Source organism: Streptomyces sp. NPDC126497 (genome assembly GCF_040302425.1).
In the GTDB taxonomy this organism is placed as follows: Bacteria; Actinomycetota; Actinomycetes; order Streptomycetales; family Streptomycetaceae; genus Streptomyces.
The window spans coordinates 17,571-29,970 of record NZ_JBEORT010000041.1 but is presented as its reverse complement, the minus strand read 5'-3'; the positions used below and the strand labels follow the sequence as shown (position 1 = coordinate 29,970).

Genomic DNA, 12,400 nt, shown 5'->3' with positions numbered 1-12,400 from the left:
ATCCGCGTCGAGGGAGGGGGCCCACGTGCTCATCGACACCTACGGCCGAGTGGCCACCGATCTGAGGGTCTCGCTGACCGACCGGTGCAATCTGCGCTGCACCTACTGCATGCCCGAGGAGGGCCTGCAGTGGCTGGCCAAGCCCGACCTGCTCACCGACGACGAGATCGTCCGCCTCATCGGCGTCGCCGTCACCTCCCTCGGCATCGAGGAGGTCCGCTTCACCGGCGGCGAGCCGCTGCTCCGTCCCGGCCTGGTCGGCATCGTGGAGCGCGTCGCCGCCCTGGAACCACGCCCGCAGCTCTCCCTCACCAGCAACGGCATCGGGCTCCGGCGTGTCGCGCCCGCCCTGAAGGAGGCGGGCCTGGACCGGGTCAACGTCTCCCTCGACACGCTCCGCCCGGCCGTCTTCAAGACCCTCACCCGCCGAGACCGCCACCAAGACGTCCTCGACGGCCTCCACGCGGCCCGCGAGGCCGGCCTGACCCCGGTGAAGATCAACTCGGTCCTGATGCCGGGGCTCAACGACGACGAGGCCCCCGACCTCCTCGCCTGGGCCGTGGAACACGACTACGAGCTGCGCTTCATCGAGCAGATGCCCCTGGACGCCCAGCACGGCTGGAAGCGCGACGGCATGGTCACCGCCGAGGACATCCTCGCCTCCCTGCGCACCCGCTTCGAGCTGACCCCCGAGGGCGACGAGGAGCGCGGCTCCGCACCCGCCGAGCGCTGGCTGGTCGACGGCGGCCCGCACCGGGTCGGCGTCATCGCCTCCGTCACCCGCCCGTTCTGCGCGGCCTGCGACCGCACCCGTCTCACCGCCGACGGACAGGTCCGCACCTGCCTGTTCGCCACCGAGGAGACCGACCTGCGCGCGGCCCTGCGCTCCGGCGCCCCCGACGAGGAGATCGCCCGCCTGTGGAAGCGCGCGATGTGGGGCAAGAAGGCGGGGGCGGGACTGGACGACCCGGCGTTCGTCCAGCCGGACAGGCCGATGTCCGCCATCGGCGGCTGAGCGGGCCTCCGCGGCGGGACCTAGGCCCCCTCCGGGGCCTTCCACTCCTCGAACCGGACGACGTCCTTCAGGAACCCCCGGACCCCGAGGAACTGCGACAGGTGCTCGCGGTGCTCCTCGCAGGCGAGCCACGTCTTGCGGCGCTCGGGGGTGTGCACCTTCGGGTTGTTCCACGCCAGCACCCACACGGCGGCGGCACGGCAGCCCTTGGCGGAACAGATCGGCGTCTCGGGATCAGGGACCATCACACGCCGACCCTAACCCGGCGGGAAAACCGGCGGGAAAAGGCGACGCCGAGCAGCCACGGGGGGAGCTGCCCGGCGTCGGTCCGTCGCTCCGACGGGGGATGCGGAGCGCGTACGAAGTATGTCACGGGACACCCCGCCGTCACCCCCGGATGGACATGATTGATCTGAGGTTTTCCTGAGCTTGGCGGGGAAGTGCCTTCCGTTTCCGGCCCCGCCCCGACCGTCACGACCGCTCGGGCCGCTCCGTTCGCGCGCCCCGACCCGGCGACGACCTCATGTCTTCCGCATCGGGTTCCGCGGAACCGTCGTTCGTCCGGGGCGGCGCGATCATCGGCCTGATCGGCGTCGTCACGAAGGTCGACGGCAGTGACGGCGCGTTTTCACGCCCGGCGTTGGCGATCACCACCGCGATGTACGGCAGGACCGCCCCGAGCACCAGCGCCACGATCGCGACGTGCCGCTCCACGCCCCACAGCGTCGCCGCGAGGATGACCGAGACCGTACGGACGGCCATCGAGATCACGTACCGGCGCTGCCGTCCCCGTACGTCCTCCTGGAGGCCCGTCCGGGCGCCGGTGATCCGGAACACCTGGGCGTCGCCACCACCATGCCGCTTCCGCATCACATTCCACCATCCGCCCGCATCGGACCTTCCCCGTGCCCGGCCGACAGGTGCGTGGTTCCGTGACACCGGGCCGGACATGTCCACGTTACGCCGTGTCCGTGCGCGCCACGCGGGCGGGTCGCCCCGCCCCGCGACGCCCCGCACGCGCCCAGCGCGTGCGGCATGTCCGACATGCGGCGTACCGCCTCTCGGTCGACACTGGCCGTAATGCTCGCGTCGAGCCGTACGAGGAGGCAGCCATGGGCTGGTTGTGGGCGATCATCGTGGGATTCGTGCTCGGTCTGATCGCCAAGGCGGTGATCCCCGGCAAGCAGCACCTCCCGCTGTGGCTGGCCACCATCTGCGGCATGATCGGCGCCGTCGTGGGCAACGCCGTCGCACGGGGCTTCGGGATCGAGGAGACGCGGGGCATCGACTGGGGCCGGCACATCTTCCAGCTGGGCGCGGCGATCGTCGTCGTCCTGCTCGCGGAGATGCTGTACACCGCGATGAAGCGCAGGAAGCACGAACGGCAGCGGGTGTGACCCGCCGCCGCGCGACGGCGGAGGGGCGGCCTCCGGCACCCGCCGGAAACCGCCCCCGGGCACGCGCGGGCCGGCGGCTCAGCCGGCCGTGACCTCCACCGCCGCCAGGTTCTTCTTGCCCCGGCGCAGGACCAGCCAGCGCCCGTGCAGCAGGTCCTCCTCGGCGGGGACGGCGTCCTCGGCGGTGACCTTGACGTTGTTCACGTAGGCACCGCCCTCCTTCACCGTGCGCCGTGCGGCGGACTTGCTCGGCACCAGGCCGACCTCGGCGAACAGGTCGACCACCTGACCCAGCTCGGCCACCTTGACGTGCGGCACCTCGGAGAGCGCGGCGGCCAGCGTGCGGTCGTCCAGCTCGCCCAGCTCGCCCTGGCCGAAGAGGGCCTTGGACGCGGCGATCACGGCGGCCGTCTGGTCGGCGCCGTGCACCAGCGTCGTCAGCTCCTCCGCCAGCGCGCGCTGCGCGGCCCGGGCCTGCGGACGCTCCTGCGTCTGCCTCTCCAGCTCCTCCAGCTCCTCGCGGGACCTGAAGGACAGGATCCGCATGTAGCGCGAGATGTCCCGGTCGTCCGTGTTCAGCCAGAACTGGTAGAACGCGTACGGCGTCGTCATCTCCGGGTCGAGCCAGACGGCGCCGCCCTCGGTCTTGCCGAACTTGGTGCCGTCCGCCTTCGTCATCAGCGGCGTGGCGTAGGCGTGGACGACGGCGTCCGGCTCCAGCCGGTGCAGCAGGTCCAGGCCCGCCGTGAGGTTGCCCCACTGGTCGCTGCCGCCCTGCTGCATCGTGCAGCCGTGGCGCCGGTACAGCTGGAGGAAGTCCATCGCCTGCAGCAGCTGGTAGCTGAACTCCGTGTAGCTGATGCCCTCCGAGGACTCCAGGCGCCGGGCGACGGATTCCTTGGTCAGCATCTTGTTGACGCGGAAGTGCTTGCCGATGTCCCGCAGGAACTCGATCGCGGAGAGGTTCTGCGTCCAGTCGAGGTTGTTGACCATCGTGGCCGCGTTCTCGCCCTCGAAGGACAGGAACGGCTCGATCTGGCCGCGCAGCCGCTCGACCCAGCCCGCGACGGTCTCCGGCGGGTTCAGCGTGCGCTCGGCGGTCGGGCGGGGATCGCCGATCTGCCCCGTGGCGCCGCCGACCAGCGCCAGCGGCCGGTGGCCGGCCTGCTGGAGCCGGCGCAGGGTGAGCACCTGCACCAGGTGCCCCACGTGCAGGGACGGCGCGGTCGGGTCGAAACCGCAATAGAACGTGACGGGACCGTCCGCGAGCGCCTTGCGCAAAGCGTCCTCGTCAGTGGACTGGGCGAACAGCCCGCGCCACTTCAGCTCGTCGACGATGTCCGTCACGGTTCTCGTGTCTCCTTGATGATCTTCGGCCGGTCGGGTGACGGCCGCTTACGACGCCTACGAGGTTATACGCCCTGGCTGACGGAGCTCATGTGGAAATCCGGGACGCGCAGCGCCGGCATCGCCGCCCGGGTGAACCAGTCGCTCCACTCCCGGGGCAGCGTCTTCTCCGTACGCCCCGCCTCCGTGGCCCGGCCCAGCAGGTCCACCGGCGACTCGTTGAACCGGAAGTTGTTCACCTCACCGGTGACCTCCCCGTTCTCCACGAGGTAGACGCCGTCCCGGGTCAGGCCCGTGAGCAGCAGCGTCGCCGGGTCGACCTCGCGGATGTACCACAGGCAGGTCAGCAGCAGCCCCCGCTCGGTGGCCGCGACCATCTCCTCCAGGGAGCGGTCCTCGCCCCCGTCCAGGATCAGGTTGTCGATGCCGGGCGCCGTCGGCAGCCCGGTCAGGCCCGCGCTGTGCCTGCTGGTGGTCAGCCGGTTCAGCTCGCCCTCGCGCACCCACTCCGTCGCCGACAGCGGCAGCCCGTTGTCGAAGACCGACTGGTCACCGCCCGAGGAGTGCGCGATCACGAACGGCGCCGACTCCAGGCCCGGCTCGTCCGGGTCGCTGCGCAGGGTCAGCGGCAGCCCGGTCAGCCGCTCGCCGACCCGGGTGCCGCCGCCCGGCCTGGAGAACACCGTGCGCCCCTCGGACGCGTCCCGTCCCGAGGCCGACCAGAGCTGGTAGATCAGCAGGTCCGCCACCGCGGTCGGCGGCAGCAGCGTCTCGTACCGGCCCGCGGGCAGCTCGAGCCGCCGCCCGGCCCAGCCCAGCCGTACGGCCAGCTCCGCGTCGAGCGCCGCCGGGTCGACGTCCTTGAAGTCCCGCGTGGAGCGCCCCGCCCACGCCGACCGCGTACGGTCCGGGGACTTCGCGTTCAGCTCCAGCGTGCCGTTCGGCTGGTCGTGCCGCAGCCGCAGCCCCGCCGAGGTGCCGAGATAGCTGGAGACCAGCTCGTGGTGGGCGAAACCGTACAGCTCCCGGCCGCCGGCCCGCGCGCGGGCGAACGCCTCGCCCAGCGCCGGGGCGAAGTCGGCGAACACGGCGGAGGAGGTCTCCGCGGGCGCCTCGGTGAACTCCGGGGACGGGGCCACCCCCGTGACCAGCGGCTGCGCGTCCTCCGCCGGCCCCGCGCCCCGCGCGGCGTCCTCGGCCGCCCGCACCAGCGGCTCCAGCTCGTCCACGGTCACCGCGGACCGGGAGACCACCCCGGAGGCCGTGCCCTGCGCGCCGTCCACCGTGGCGATCACGGTGAGCGTGCGCCCGCGGGTGACGCCGTTCGTGGTGAGCGCGTTGCCCGCCCAGCGCAGATTGGCGGTGGACTGCTCGTCGGCGATCACGACACAGCCGTCGGCCCTCGACAGTTCCAGCGCCCGCTCGACGATCTCGTGCGGCTTGGTGGTGCGTGCGCTCATCGCCCGGCCTCCTGCGTCGTGTCGAGGCTGTGCTTTCCCGGGGGGCGCCCCCCGGACCCCCGGCCGATCCCGGTGCTGATGCTCATCGCCCGGCCTCCTGCGTCGTGTTGAGGCTGTGCTTTCCCGGGGGGCGACCCCCGGTCCCCCGGCCGATCCCGGTGCTGATGCTCATCGCCCGGCCTCCTGCGTCGTGTTGAGGCTGTGCTTTCCCGGGGGGCGACCCCCGGACCCCCGGCCGATCCCGGTGCTGATGCTCATCGCCCGGCCTCCTGCGTCGTGTTGAGGATGTTGACTCCCTTGAAGAGGGCGGACGGGCAGCCGTGCGAGACCGCCGCGACCTGCCCCGGCTGGGCCTTGCCGCAGTTGAAGGCGCCGCCCAGGACGTACGTCTGCGGACCGCCGACGGCCGCCATGGACCCCCAGAAGTCCGTGGTCGTGGCCTGGTAGGCGACGTCCCGCAGCTGTCCCGCCAGCCGCCCGTTCTCGATCCGGTAGAAGCGCTGCCCGGTGAACTGGAAGTTGTACCGCTGCATGTCGATCGACCACGACCGGTCCCCGACCACGTAGATGCCCCGGTCCACCCCGCCGATCAGGTCCTCCGTCGACAGCCCCGCCGGGTCCGGCCGCAGCGACACGTTGGCCATGCGCTGCACCGGCACGTGACCGGGGGAGTCCGCGAACGCGCACCCGTTGGACCGCTCGAACCCGGTCAGCCTCGCGATCCGCCGGTCCAGCTGGTAGCCGACCAGCGTGCCGTCCTTCACCAGGTCCCAGGACTGCGCCTCGACACCCTCGTCGTCGTAGCCGACGGTCGCCAGTCCGTGCTCGGCGGTGCGGTCACCGGTGACGTTCATCAGCTCGGAGCCGTACCTGAGCTTGCCCAGCTGGTCGAAGGTGGCGAACGAGGTCCCGGCGTACGCCGCCTCGTAGCCGAGCGCACGGTCCAGCTCGGTGGCGTGACCGATGGACTCGTGGATGGTCAGCCACAGGTTGGACGGGTCCACCACCAGGTCGTACAGCCCCGCCTCGACGCTCGGCGCGCGCATCTTCTCGGCGAGCAGCTCGGGAATCCGCGCCAGCTCGTCGTCCCAGTCCCAGCCGGTGCCCGTCAGGTACTCCCAGCCCCGGCCGACGGGCGGCGCGATCGTGCGCATCGAGTCGAACTCGCCGCTGGAGCCGTCGACGGAAACGGCCGTGAACACCGGGTGCAGCCGCACCCGCTGCTGCGTGGTCGAGGTCCCGGCGGTGTCGGCGTAGAACTTGTTCTCGTGCACGGTGAGCAGCGAGGCGTCGACGTGGTCCACCCCGTTCGCCGCCAGCAGCCGCGCGCTCCACTCGGCCAGCAGGCCGGCCTTCTCCCCGTCGGGCACGGCGAACGGGTCGATCTCGTACGACGACACCCAGGTCTTCTCGGAGTGCACCGGCTCGTCGGCCAGCTCCACCCTCTCGTTCGACCCGGCCGCCCGGATCACCTGCGCGGACAGCTTCGCCATGGCCACGGCCTGCGAGGCGACCTTGGCGGCGGCGTCCTGGGTCAGGTCCACCCCGGACGCGAACCCCCAGGTCCCGCCGTGCACCACGCGCACCGCGTAGCCGAGGTCGGTGGTGTCCGACGACCCGGCGGGCCTGGCGTCCCTCAGCCGCCAGGACGCGCTGCGCACCCGTTCCAGGCGGAAGTCCGCGTGCTCCGCCCCGAGCGCCCGCGCGCGTGCCAGTGCGGCATCGGCGAGGGCGCGCAACGGAAGCGCCAGGAATGACTGATCGACCTCATGGGCCACGGGCGGCCTCCCCTTTTTCTCACCATCCGAGATGTGTTCGTCCGTCAGCAGTGAACCACGGGTGTCCCCGGGGAACGTGACGGACGGCCGCCGCGGTGTGCCACTCGTGCCCGGGGATTCCCGACTGCCTCCGGATCAACGGCTGTTCACCGACCGGCAGAGGTCCCGTCACGGTCCGTGCGTGGAGCCGCCGTACGTTCGCGAGCGCCGGTCCGGACGATCATCCGGACGGCCCGACTCAAGGAGTGCGTATGCGTATGCGTCGTGTGGCCGCCCTGGCGGCCGCGGCCGCCGGTCTTCTCACGGCCCTGTCCGCCCCCGCCGCGGTCGCCGATGGCAAGGCCAGCGCCGGCGGGCTGACGGCCTGCAACCACCGCGCGCAGGACATCACCGTGGAGTTCCCGCTGCGGGGCGGCTTCAGCACCTACCTCATCGACCCCGGCACCTGCCTGCGCACGAACCTGGGCGGCGGCCGGGCTGACGAGCAGGCCGTGGCGTACGCCCACTACAGCGGCGGGCACAAGCTCGCCGTGGACCACTTCTTCTTCGACAGCCGGTCCTGGTACACCCGCCACGTGTACTGAGCCGAAGCGTTACGGGAGCGCTCCCACCGGGCCGGACGGTCCGACGGGAGCGCTCCCGCGCGTCCGGGAGCGCGGTAGGGGCACCATTTCCGTCCGCGAGTTCTCGTACAACCCCAGCGCGGTCCTCGCCCGCGTCGAGAAGGGCGAGGCGATCGAGGTCACCCGGCACGGCAACGTCATCGCCATGCTGTCACCGGCCGGCAGCCCCACGGAGCGGTGCGCGCACCTGGTGGCGCGGGGGAGGATCAAGCCGAAGCCGGTCACCGCCGCCGGCACGCCCGGTTTCGTGGAGACCGTACGGACCCTGGACCTCATGGGGCGCTTCCCGAAGGTCGTGGCGGACCTGGACGCCCGGATCACCGAGATCCTCCTCGCCCGAGAGGCGCGCGACGCGGCAGCTCTGCTGGTCGGGCGTCCGAGGACGCTGGACGCGATGCACGTGGCGAGCGCGCTCTCCCTGCGGGACGCCCTGACCGCCGTGGTGACCTACGACCGGCGGGATGCCCGGGACCGCTCACGCCGAAGGGCTGCCGGCTCACGCACCGGGTATCGCCGACTGACCGAGGCCGCGAACTGTAGGAACCCGACAGGAGGCCATGGGAGCCACTGTGGGTGCCCCAATGTCCGGGGCGGGGACGGGACCGATAGGTTTTGGGGGTAGCCGCCTGTCGTCCAGGTGTCCGGGCGGTGCACCAGACCGCTATCGAAAGGGTGATCCGTTGAGCCGCTCGGTTCTCGTCACCGGAGGCAACCGGGGCATCGGCCTCGCCATCGCCCGCGCGTTCGCCGACGCCGGCGACAAGGTCGCCATCACGTACCGCTCGGGGGAGCCGCCGGCCGCCCTTGCGGAATTGGGCTGCCTGGCCGTCAAGTGCGACATCACCGACCCCGAGCAGGTGGAGCAGGCCTACAAGGAGGTCGAGGAGGAGCACGGCGCCGTCGAGGTGCTCGTGGCCAACGCCGGCGTCACCAAGGACCAGCTCCTGATGCGCATGACCGAGGAGGACTTCACCTCGGTCGTCGACACCAACCTCACCGGCACCTTCCGGGTCGTCAAGCGTGCCAACCGCGGCATGCTGCGCGCCAAGAAGGGCCGCGTCGTGCTGATCTCCTCGGTGGTCGGACTGCTCGGCTCCGCGGGGCAGGCGAACTACGCCGCCTCCAAGGCCGGCCTGGTCGGCTTCGCGCGCTCCCTCGCCCGTGAGCTGGGCTCGCGCAACATCACCTTCAACGTCGTCGCACCCGGCTTCGTCGACACCGACATGACCCGGGAGCTCACCGAGGAGCAGCAGACGAAGATCCTCGCGCAGGTGCCGCTCGCCCGGTACGCGCAGCCCGAGGAGATCGCCGCGACGGTGCGGTTCCTCGCCTCGGACGAGGCCTCGTACATCACTGGAGCCGTCATTCCCGTTGACGGCGGACTGGGAATGGGTCACTGACACACATGAGCGGAATTCTCGAGGGCAAGCGCGTCCTGATCACCGGTGTGCTGATGGAGTCCTCCATCGCCTTCCACACCGCCAGGCTGGCCCAGGAGCAGGGCGCCGAGATCATCCTGACCGCGTTCCCGCGGCCCACCCTGACCGAGCGCATCGCCAAGAAGCTGCCCAGGCCCACCAAGGTCATCGAGCTCGACGTCACCAACGACGAGCACCTGGGCCGGCTGGCCGACGTGGTCGGCGAGGAGCTCGGCGGCCTCGACGGCGTCGTGCACTCCATCGGCTTCGCGCCGCAGGACGCGCTCGGCGGCAACTTCCTCAACACGCCGTTCGAGTCGGTCGCCACGGCCATGCACGTCTCGGCGTTCTCCCTGAAGTCGCTGACCACGGCCTGCCTGCCGCTGATGCAGAACGGCGGCTCCGTCGTCGGCCTCACCTTCGACGCGCAGTACGCCTGGCCGCAGTACGACTGGATGGGCCCCGCCAAGGCCGCCCTGGAGGCCACCAGCCGCTACATGGCGCGTGACCTGGGCAAGCAGAACATCCGCTGCAACCTGATCTCCGCGGGCCCGATCGGCTCCATGGCCGCCAAGTCCATCCCGGGCTTCGGCGAGCTGGCCTCGGTGTGGGACACCCGCGCCCCCCTGGAGTGGGACCTGAAGGACCCGGAGCCGGCCGGCCGCGGTGTCGTCGCCCTGCTGAGCGACTGGTTCCCGAAGACCACGGGCGAGATCATCCACGTCGACGGCGGCCTGCACGCCGTCGGCGCCTGACCGCACGCCTCACCAGGGCCCGCGTCCCGTCACGGGGCGCGGGCCCTTCGCGCGGGCCGGGGTCAGCGGGCGGCGGGCGGACCGAACCGCCCCGGACGGCACGCGAGCGGATGGGCGGCGGCCTCCTCGGCCGCCGTCGCCGCGTCACCCGCGCGGATCGCGTCCACCAGCCGCCCGTGGTCCATGTGCGCCCCGGGCGACATGTCGTCGCCGACGTCGCCGCGCAGCCAGTCCCGCAGCACCTCGCTCAGATCCGCGTACACCGCGGTCATCACGTCGTTGTGCGAGGCGGCCACCACGGCCAGGTGGAAGGTGGCGTCCGCCGCCACGAACGCCTCCGCGTCCCCCGACTCCCAGGCCTCCTCCCGGCGCAGCAGCAGGGCGTCGATCTGCTTGAGGTCCCTCTCCGTGCGCCGCTCGGCGGCCAGCCGCGCGGCGGACGACTCCAGGGTGGAACGGAGCTCGGCGATGTGCCGGGGGTCGGCTTCGGCGAAGCGGCGGTGCATCACGCCGGCCAGCTCGCTGGTGGCCACCACGTACGTGCCCGAGCCCTGGCGGATGTCCAGCAGCCCGTTGTGCGCCAGCGCGCGGACGGCCTCGCGGACCGTGTTGCGGGCCACCCCCAGCTGCTCGACCAGCTCCGGCTCGGTGGGGATGCGCGTGCCGACCGGCCACTCGCCCGAGGTGATCTGCGCCCGCAGGGCGGCGATGACCTGCTCGGACAGCGCCGAGCGGCGCGGATGACTCAGAGGCATGACACACCTTCGCACGATCGGGGCGCCGCCCGGCGCCCTTTTCGCCATGGACAACCAATCATCCCATGATTCTATGATGGGCCTCATGGTTCGCGAGGAAACCCGGATGCCCACGCCCCCGTCCACGAGCGCACGCGCGCCGGGTGCGTCCGAAGCCCGTAAGCCCTCCGGGGACGGCGTCGCGCGCGCGTGGCGGACACGGCTGATCGTGGCCGGCATCGTGCTGGCCGCGCTGAACCTGCGCCCCGCCATCACCAGCCTGGGCGCGCTGCTCGAGGAGGTCCGCGACGGGCTCGGCATGAGCGGCAGCGTGGCCGGACTGCTCACCTCGGTGCCCCCGCTGTGCTTCGCCGTCTTCGGCGTCACCGCGCCGCGCCTGGCCCGCCGCTTCGGCGCGGGCGCGGTGGTCTGCGCCGGCATGGTCGCCATCGGCGCCGGCCTGCTGACACGCCCGTACGTCGGCGGTACGGCGGCCTTCCTGGCCACCAGCGCGCTGACGCTGATGGGCATCGCCGTGGGCAACGTCCTGATGCCGGTCATCGTCAAGCGCTGGTTCCCCGACCGGGTCGGCTCCATGACCGGCCTGTACTCCATGGCCCTCGCCCTGGGCACCGCCACGGCGGCGGCCGTGACCGTGCCGCTGACCGACGCGCTGGGCGGGAACTGGCGGTCGGGTCTCGCCGTGTGGGCGGCCCTGGCGGCCGTCGCCGTGCTGCCGTGGCTCCCCTTCGTACGGGATCGGGACGGGAACGGGAACCGGGAACAGGGGCAGGACGGGGCGCGGGGCGGCGCGCGCCCCGGGCGGACCGCCGCCGCGGAGGCGCCCGCGCTGCGCATCACCCGCAGCCGCACCGCCTGGGCGCTGGCCGTCTTCTTCGGGCTCCAGGCCACCGCCGCCTACATCACCATGGGCTGGATGGCGCAGATCTTCCGGGACGCGGGCGTCCCCGCCGGCACGGCCGGACTGCTCCTCGCGGTCACCATGGTGATGGGCGTGCCACTGGCCTTCGTCATCCCGCGCCTCGCCACCCGGCTGCCCCGCCAGGGTCCGATCGTGCTCGTGCTGGGCGTCAGCGGCCTCGCCGGGTACGCGGGCCTCTACCTCGCGCCGGCCGCCGGAGCCTGGGCCTGGGCGGTGCTGCTGGGCATCGCGAACTGCGCCTTCCCGCTGGCGCTCACCATGGTCGGGATGCGGGCCAGGACCGGCGCGGGCGTGGCCCAGCTGTCGGCCTTCGCGCAGAGCACCGGCTACCTGATCTCCATTCCCGGCCCGCTCCTGGTGGGCGTGCTCTACCAGCACAGCGGTGGCTGGGGAGCGCCGATCGCGCTGATGGCCGGCCTGATGATCCCGCAGATGGCCGTGGGCGTCCTGGCGGGCCGCGACCGCACGGTGGAGGACGAGGCGACGGCCTCCTAGCGGCCCCGGCGCCCCCGCCGCTCAGGGGCGCGGGGCTGTGCCGACGGGCGGCCCCCCCCCGGCCCGGCCGCACCCGGGGCCCGCCCGGCGGACCACCCGCGTCACGCGGACCCCCGGAGCCCGCCGCGGGCGAACGGGGTGCGAGACTTGCCGCATGCCAGTCCTCGACCCGAATCCGCAGAACGGCCAGAAGAAGCTGCTGCTCGTCTTCGGCGCCTTCCTCGCCATCTTCGTCGTCATCGGAGTGATCGCGACCGTCCTCGCGCCGTGACGGCCGCCGGCGCCCCGTTCCGGGCCCGTGGTGGTGCTGGCACCCCCATCCCCTAGGGGGCCAGGCTCAGGGTCAAGTGGGTGGATCACCGGATGGGTTGGTGCCACGAGGATCCGTACCTTCGAGATGTGGCCGCGGACGGCGGACCACGGACCATGCGAGGA

The 12,400-nt window shown here is 72.3% G+C and carries 14 protein-coding genes; 8 read left to right on the top strand and 6 right to left on the bottom strand.

Annotated elements, in window-relative coordinates; translation table 11 throughout:
* Positions 1-25 precede the first annotated feature (25 nt).
* Complete coding sequence (moaA, locus tag ABTY20_RS18695) at positions 26-1,015, top strand: GTP 3',8-cyclase MoaA (protein ID WP_351998100.1); 990 nt, start codon at positions 26-28, stop codon at positions 1,013-1,015.
* A 20-nt stretch (positions 1,016-1,035) separates the two neighbouring features.
* Here the strand turns inward: moaA and ABTY20_RS18690 are convergent, their stop codons facing one another.
* Positions 1,036-1,260, bottom strand: coding sequence for a hypothetical protein (locus ABTY20_RS18690; protein ID WP_351998123.1), 225 nt, complete (start codon positions 1,258-1,260; stop codon positions 1,036-1,038).
* 226 nt (positions 1,261-1,486) lie between these two features.
* Positions 1,487-1,885 carry a DUF3099 domain-containing protein gene (locus tag ABTY20_RS18685; protein ID WP_351998099.1) on the bottom strand — a complete coding sequence of 133 codons (399 nt, stop codon included), beginning with the start codon at positions 1,883-1,885 and terminating at the stop codon, positions 1,487-1,489.
* Between the two features lie 242 nt (positions 1,886-2,127).
* Between ABTY20_RS18685 and ABTY20_RS18680 the strand changes: the two genes are divergently transcribed.
* Positions 2,128-2,412 carry a GlsB/YeaQ/YmgE family stress response membrane protein gene (locus tag ABTY20_RS18680; protein ID WP_351998098.1) on the top strand — a complete coding sequence of 95 codons (285 nt, stop codon included), beginning with the start codon at positions 2,128-2,130 and terminating at the stop codon, positions 2,410-2,412.
* 78 nt (positions 2,413-2,490) lie between these two features.
* Here the strand turns inward: ABTY20_RS18680 and tyrS are convergent, their stop codons facing one another.
* The 3 genes from tyrS to ABTY20_RS18665 form a co-directional block, all read right to left on the bottom strand.
* Complete coding sequence (tyrS, locus tag ABTY20_RS18675) at positions 2,491-3,759, bottom strand: tyrosine--tRNA ligase (protein WP_351998097.1); 1,269 nt, start codon at positions 3,757-3,759, stop codon at positions 2,491-2,493.
* Between the two features lie 65 nt (positions 3,760-3,824).
* Positions 3,825-5,219: a metallopeptidase TldD-related protein gene (locus ABTY20_RS18670; protein ID WP_351998096.1), complete on the bottom strand. Its 1,395-nt coding sequence runs from the start codon at positions 5,217-5,219 to the stop codon at positions 3,825-3,827.
* Positions 5,220-5,473: 254 nt separating this feature from the next.
* Positions 5,474-6,997, bottom strand: coding sequence for a TldD/PmbA family protein (locus tag ABTY20_RS18665; RefSeq protein WP_351998095.1), 1,524 nt, complete (start codon positions 6,995-6,997; stop codon positions 5,474-5,476).
* A 251-nt stretch (positions 6,998-7,248) separates the two neighbouring features.
* Between ABTY20_RS18665 and ABTY20_RS18660 the strand changes: the two genes are divergently transcribed.
* The 4 genes from ABTY20_RS18660 to fabI all read left to right on the top strand — a co-directional run bounded on the left by ABTY20_RS18660 (position 7,249) and on the right by fabI (position 9,793).
* Positions 7,249-7,581, top strand: a complete 333-nt coding sequence (locus ABTY20_RS18660) for a hypothetical protein (RefSeq protein WP_351998094.1) — start codon at positions 7,249-7,251, stop codon at positions 7,579-7,581.
* A 184-nt stretch (positions 7,582-7,765) separates the two neighbouring features.
* The gene (locus ABTY20_RS18655; RefSeq protein ID WP_351998093.1) at positions 7,766-8,242 is read left to right on the top strand and encodes a hypothetical protein; all 477 of its coding nucleotides are present in this window, start codon (positions 7,766-7,768) and stop codon (positions 8,240-8,242) included.
* A 58-nt stretch (positions 8,243-8,300) separates the two neighbouring features.
* On the top strand, positions 8,301-9,020 hold the full coding sequence (gene fabG / locus ABTY20_RS18650; protein WP_351998092.1) for a 3-oxoacyl-[acyl-carrier-protein] reductase: 720 nt from the start codon (positions 8,301-8,303) through the stop codon (positions 9,018-9,020).
* 5 nt (positions 9,021-9,025) lie between these two features.
* Positions 9,026-9,793, top strand: a complete 768-nt coding sequence (gene fabI / locus ABTY20_RS18645; RefSeq protein WP_351998091.1) for an enoyl-ACP reductase FabI — start codon at positions 9,026-9,028, stop codon at positions 9,791-9,793.
* A 62-nt stretch (positions 9,794-9,855) separates the two neighbouring features.
* Here fabI and ABTY20_RS18640 read toward each other — a convergent pair whose 3' ends face one another.
* On the bottom strand, positions 9,856-10,548 hold the full coding sequence (locus ABTY20_RS18640) for a FadR/GntR family transcriptional regulator (protein WP_351998090.1): 693 nt from the start codon (positions 10,546-10,548) through the stop codon (positions 9,856-9,858).
* A gap of 85 nt (positions 10,549-10,633) precedes the next feature.
* Here ABTY20_RS18640 and ABTY20_RS18635 point away from each other — a divergent pair, with 85 nt between their 5' ends.
* Positions 10,634-11,965, top strand: coding sequence for a CynX/NimT family MFS transporter (locus ABTY20_RS18635; protein ID WP_502991836.1), 1,332 nt, complete (start codon positions 10,634-10,636; stop codon positions 11,963-11,965).
* A gap of 154 nt (positions 11,966-12,119) precedes the next feature.
* Positions 12,120-12,236, top strand: coding sequence for an SGM_5486 family transporter-associated protein (locus ABTY20_RS18630; RefSeq protein WP_351998088.1), 117 nt, complete (start codon positions 12,120-12,122; stop codon positions 12,234-12,236).
* Positions 12,237-12,400 lie beyond the last annotated feature (164 nt).

Coding starts and splice junctions, on each gene's coding strand:
- ABTY20_RS18690 (WP_351998123.1), bottom strand. CDS start 1,260: ATGGTCCCTGATCCCGAGACGCCGATCTGTTCCGCCAAGGGCTGCCGT.
- ABTY20_RS18640 (WP_351998090.1), bottom strand. CDS start 10,548: ATGCCTCTGAGTCATCCGCGCCGCTCGGCGCTGTCCGAGCAGGTCATC.
- ABTY20_RS18630 (WP_351998088.1), top strand. CDS start 12,120: ATGCCAGTCCTCGACCCGAATCCGCAGAACGGCCAGAAGAAGCTGCTG.
- fabI (WP_351998091.1), top strand. CDS start 9,026: ATGAGCGGAATTCTCGAGGGCAAGCGCGTCCTGATCACCGGTGTGCTG.
- ABTY20_RS18635 (WP_502991836.1), top strand. CDS start 10,634: ATGGTTCGCGAGGAAACCCGGATGCCCACGCCCCCGTCCACGAGCGCA.
- ABTY20_RS18685 (WP_351998099.1), bottom strand. CDS start 1,885: ATGCGGAAGCGGCATGGTGGTGGCGACGCCCAGGTGTTCCGGATCACC.
- ABTY20_RS18680 (WP_351998098.1), top strand. CDS start 2,128: ATGGGCTGGTTGTGGGCGATCATCGTGGGATTCGTGCTCGGTCTGATC.
- ABTY20_RS18655 (WP_351998093.1), top strand. CDS start 7,766: ATGCTGTCACCGGCCGGCAGCCCCACGGAGCGGTGCGCGCACCTGGTG.
- ABTY20_RS18670 (WP_351998096.1), bottom strand. CDS start 5,219: ATGAGCGCACGCACCACCAAGCCGCACGAGATCGTCGAGCGGGCGCTG.
- ABTY20_RS18660 (WP_351998094.1), top strand. CDS start 7,249: ATGCGTATGCGTCGTGTGGCCGCCCTGGCGGCCGCGGCCGCCGGTCTT.